The sequence below is a fragment of the Oleiphilus sp. HI0117 genome (assembly GCF_001635235.1).
Map to the genome: position 1 here is coordinate 1 of NZ_LWGA01000739.1, position 5174 is coordinate 5174.

Genomic DNA, 5174 nt, shown 5'->3' on the forward strand with positions numbered 1-5174 from the left:
TAGCATTAGAGTCCTCTTTTCGACGATCAAAATAGCGAATACTTTGGAAATATGCCTCAATATTTAACTCGAACTGATCGGGATAGCGCTTAACAAAACCGTCCAAAAGCCCAACAGCTTCATAGGCAAAGTCATTTTCTAAGTAAATTTCTGCAGCACGATAAAGTGAGTTCGACGCTTTAGCCAAGTCCGCAGTAGAATTCGATATCTCGACTAGTTTTTCTGCAGCAGGAATTGGCTCTTCATTCTCCAAGTAAGCATAGACGAGCTTATCTGAGGCATCCTCATACAACTCACTATCAGGAAAACGCTCTTGGAAAACGTTTAAGGTGGCGATGGACTGCGGCCAATTTTGTATTTGTAGAAACTGTGTCGACGCATCAAAAAGTGCCGTAGGAGCAATACTCGAATCCGGCACTAGGTCGACGACTCTCAAATAAAGTTCGGCACTTTTCCCAATCGCACTTTCTTTCTCTGCTTGCTTGTAAACAGACGCAGCTAAGCGCTCGCTTAAGACCTCTACATCAGACTTCTTATTATAAGTAACAAGTTTTTGATAGGCTTTTTCTGCAAGAGAATAGTTTTCTAGCTCGAAATGACTATGAGCGTTAACCAACCAACTAGAATACAATATCGCAGCAGGTGCCGATCTGGACTGTACAACTCGGGAAGAAACTTCTACTGCATTGATATAGTCTAGTTCGCGATAATATTCATTTGCTAGGTCGTTCAACAATCCTGCCGTCTGATTAGCCATAGGAAAATGCGCAGCAAAACGCTCAATCGCTTCTCTGCGAAGTAGCTTATCAGATGGCCCGAGATCTTGGGTATTGCCGCTATTTGAAACTTTGATGTCGTCATATGTCAGAACTGAAGCATAGCCAGCTTGAACTGCCTTTGGATGGCTAACATTTTCATAAGCTGCACGTTCGTATAGAGAAATTGCACGACGATAATCACCAATTTTATATGCAGCCTCAGCTGCAAGGTAAAGGTTCTCACCGCTATAGCGATCTTGACCTCGCGTGAGAACCAGCTCTTCGTAATAGTCTGCAGCCTGCTTACCAAATACATAATAGCTTGACGCTTTAGCTGAAATTTCAGCAGGCTCACTCTTAACTTCGGAGTCTTTGGCGTAAGCCGTTTGCATTCTTACATAATATAGGTGTGCCAACTCATCTAGGGCCTCAACAAGCAAAGGTCTGACAATCTCTAATTGAGAGGGTTCAAGCGTTTTCCAATAAGGGCTATGAACACCGAAATTCTTTACAAAATTTTCTTTCGCTTCCCATTCTAGAATATCGAAATTACCACGACGATAGGTTTGTATTTCATTTTGTGCCATTCGATAAGCATCAAAATTCATTTGATAGTTATCGGTAAAGCCCCTGGCTACGAGACCCGCATCACGAAATCGCTCAGATCTTAGGTGGAATCGAAATAAGGAGTCATAAAGCAAATATGCATAGTCCTTATGCCCGATACTCTGTTGTAGCACCTCAATACTCTCGCCGCTTCTGTCTTGAGAAAACATAGTAGAGAAAAGTCGGAAGGTATCGTCAACAATATCTTGATCCTTGAGGCCCAAGGTATCGTACCCGATTGCATTCCTTAGCTCAGGGTACTTATCTAATACCTTACTAGCATGAACTGCTGAGTCGGCAAACCTGTCCTGTCTAAAAACAGCCCAACCTAACTTAAAGTTTGCTCTATGATGGAAGGTAGAATCTTTTGTAAAAGCCAGTACTTTCTTATACTGCGCTTCAGCTTTATCAAACATACCCAAATCAAAATATGTCTCGGCAATTCGGAACATACTTTCATCAACCAGATCAGACTTTGGGTAAAGACCTACTAACAATTTAAGTCGTTTTATAGATTCTTCAGAATTACCTATAAATTTTGTTGCCTTAGCTGTTTGGTAAAGCAATTCATCCATGCGTTGATAAAATACACCTGAATCGACAATACGATCATAGCTATCGAGCACCACCTGACTTTGAGTAACTTTATCAATCGTAAGTTTCTTGCTATCGAGTTTGTACTTTTCCCTTAAGTTATTAATACGATTCAAAGCATCAATTTTTACATTAGGCGAGTTAGCGTTTTCAAATAATTTTATGTAGCGCTTTAAGATGTAATTAATTGAGACCTTGGGTAAAGGTTTATCTTGGTAGACGATAAAGCTCGGTTTGATATCACCAATGGTTTCGAGATCACTTTTCAACTCAAAAATAAATGGGTCATCACTAGCAGCATAAGAAGTGTTTGAAAACATACCTACAGCTAAAAGAAGTACCCAAGAATAAAGCCTAGGAACGTTGTTTCTAGTCGATTTAATAAAATACATCATCGAGAATAGCGCCCGTCTTTACTTTTCTTTCGCTTAGTCGATTTATTTTCAGCGATACCCTGGAAAATATGCACCAAGCCTTGCTCAGCTCTCTCATAATTGGACATCATCACCTTTCTTAGCTCAGAAAGATGCTGCCGGCAGACATTAGTAATCTCGCTATCCAACTTATCTAGCAAAGCCTCTATCTTCACTTTTTTCGCTGCGAGTCGCTGCCCTAGAGCTGCGCTTTCAGATAACTGGCTTGAAAGTAGTTTAGGACCATTATTTACTTTGCTTTGAAGCTTACCAAGCCTACTTGCCAAAGTATCTACACCGTTTTTCATTGCCTCAATCTGCAAGCTCTTACTAAGCTTTGGCGTCATCAAGTTACTTGAGGAAAGTTTGCCAACTTTTTTATCATAAGCATTAATTCGGTTAGCAATTTCAACAGAATTAAAACGCTTTATTTGTTTACTGAAATTACTCTTTTTAGAGTTCAAGGCCTGAGAAAATACGGATAATTGAGTCTGCCAATACTCGATATTTACCACTAGGTTGTGCATCTCGGTGTATAGCTTAATATCGTCATGAATATCCCTATCCTGAGCGAAATAACGGTAATAAGCAGCGCGTGTAGTATTCTTAACAACACCTTTTGACAAAAACCACTCCAGCCCCTTAATTTCACTACCATCAATCAACACTGCATGCGCACCATGTTTTTCAAGCGCCGTATCTAGCTTGTTAATCGTTCTCAATTCGTTTTCAAAGCCGGAACTGGCTTCTTTATAGGCTTCAAGAGCCTGACTTATATAGCCGGAGCGTTCGTATGCGTAAGGAATGGCCAATGCTGCTTCAGCAACACTTTGATTTGTAAGAGGGTAAGTCTTGGTACTAAACCAGGATTGAGTGGCAGCACGAAAATCACCAAGCTCCAGATGTGCCAAGCCATTCAGGTATAAGCCTGCAGCCGTACTGTCAGAGTCAAGGCGAACCTTTTTGAAAAACTCTAAAGCAAGGTCTGGCTTTCCCCCCTCCAAATAGAGTGAGCCGGACGCAAGATTAATTCGGTCAGCCAAAGCCAACTCTTCTTCGCTTTTACCTTTATTCAGTGAACTCGCTATCCAAAGCGTGCCGAGCGCTTTAGTTTTGTCATGGCTCGCTTCAGCATAAGCTATAGCAAGATTGTAATAAGCATAAGCAGCCCAGACTCCTCCGACCAAATCCCTTAGTGCTTTCGCTGCTCTCTGTGGGCTACCGAGCTCTATAAAGCAGTTTGCTCTATAAAAAGTCCAACGCTGTTTATCATCTAGTGACAGCTTATTCTTTAGTCCCTTGAATGACTTAAGCGCATTAATACAATCGTTATCGTTATAGTAGACTTCACCAAGCGTAAATCGCTCAGAATCACTAAGTTTGTTTTTTTGCTTGCCATTGATATCTAACAGCTTACGCGCTTTGTTAGACATGCTATAACCATGTAAGGCTGCGTTATAGTCGGCAGGATATTTTGAAATATAAGGCTCGTTCATCATCGCCAGTGCATTGAAGACGTCACCGCTATTTAGCTTGAATTTGACCATGCCCTCGTAGAGTTCTTCTGGAATGCCTTTGCTTTGGCTGGCGGCAAGTACAACTGTTGGAACAGATAGCAGAATAGAAAGAGTCAGGCACGCAAGAGCAAAGCTAAAAAGTTTGGTACATTGCAAGGCAACATAACGAGATGAGAACTGAAGAATACTACCTGACATAGAAAGCATGATGACAGCTACCATTGCTTAACTTTGAACAAGGGCTCTCGCTTACCAGGACTTTCAATAACTTCCATCTGTATGTATTTAGCCTTATTTTCCTTAGTGAATTTCAAGGCTTTCTTACGACGAAAATAGCTATTATCTGCACCCTGTCCGTTAAACTGGGCTGTTAATTTGTGCTGTCCATCAGCCAAACTTCCAAGATAGATTTTTTGAACCCCGCCCTTCTTTAAGGCTGCCAACTCAGACTTGTTGTACAAATGCGTAGCGACTAATTTGTCATCTAACAGAACTTCAATTGAATCAAGCGTAAAAGTAGTTTTGGCATCAAGGGATAGAAAAACAGCCAACTGGGTTTCAGTTGGATATAGTAACTGTTCTTCAAAATTATAAAGTTCTCTATTTAGCTCAATTAAGTCTGACTTGATCTGTTCGGCCTCTTTGGCAAGCTTAACCAACTCGGGAGACTTTTTCTTTACAGGAGATTTCTGAGACTGGCTTGCAGGAAGGCTATTGTTAGCGGGCTGAGCAACAGGGGGCGCTGCATTCAACTGCATACACGATATAGAGATTAGAACAACGAAAACAAGAAACCGCTGGATACCCATAACAAACTTCAAAATTTTATAAGTGATTGTTATTCTGATAATAGCAAGTCTTAAAGAAAAAAATCTGTGCTATGTCACTAAATAAGTAAGTAATTGTAATCGTGAAAGAAATATTGATTAAAGATTATCCAAACACCCCAACTTAGCGACTGAGATAGCGCATTGCGTCTTCGAGCCCTTCAACCGTCATTGGGTACATATTGTCCTCTAAGAGCTGCTTGGTTATCCCCAAAGAGCCGCCCTCCCCCCAGTATGACTCTGGCAGAGGGTTAACCCAAGCCACTTTATCAAAATGATCGGTCACACGCTGCATCCATACAGCGCCAGCTTCTTCATTCCAATGCTCGATACTGCCACCTGGCTGAGTTATCTCGTAAGGTGCCATTGATGCGTCACCAACAAAGAGTACTTTGTAGTCAGAAGAATATTTGTGAATCACATCGTAGATCGGCATGCTTTCGTTTGAACGACGAATAT

Annotated in this window: 3 protein-coding genes and 1 pseudogene; all 4 read right to left on the reverse strand. The window is 41.2% G+C overall.

The annotated features are described in order from the left end of the window. A partial coding sequence (locus tag A3757_RS11440; RefSeq protein ID WP_197470012.1) for a tol-pal system YbgF family protein occupies nucleotides 1-2278 on the reverse strand: 2278 nt, incomplete at its 3' end. 71 nt (nucleotides 2279-2349) lie between these two features. Continuing rightward, nucleotides 2350-4095 (reverse strand): lipopolysaccharide assembly protein LapB, encoded by a 1746-nt coding sequence (locus A3757_RS11445; RefSeq protein ID WP_156506287.1) that lies wholly within the window; start codon nucleotides 4093-4095, stop codon nucleotides 2350-2352. An 8-nt stretch (nucleotides 4096-4103) separates the two neighbouring features. Further along, entirely contained in the window at nucleotides 4104-4697 is a 594-nt protein-coding gene (locus A3757_RS11450; protein WP_068749654.1) for a hypothetical protein, read from the reverse strand. 142 nt (nucleotides 4698-4839) lie between these two features. Next, nucleotides 4840-5174, reverse strand: a pseudogene (locus A3757_RS11455) (hypothetical protein); the annotation flags it as partial.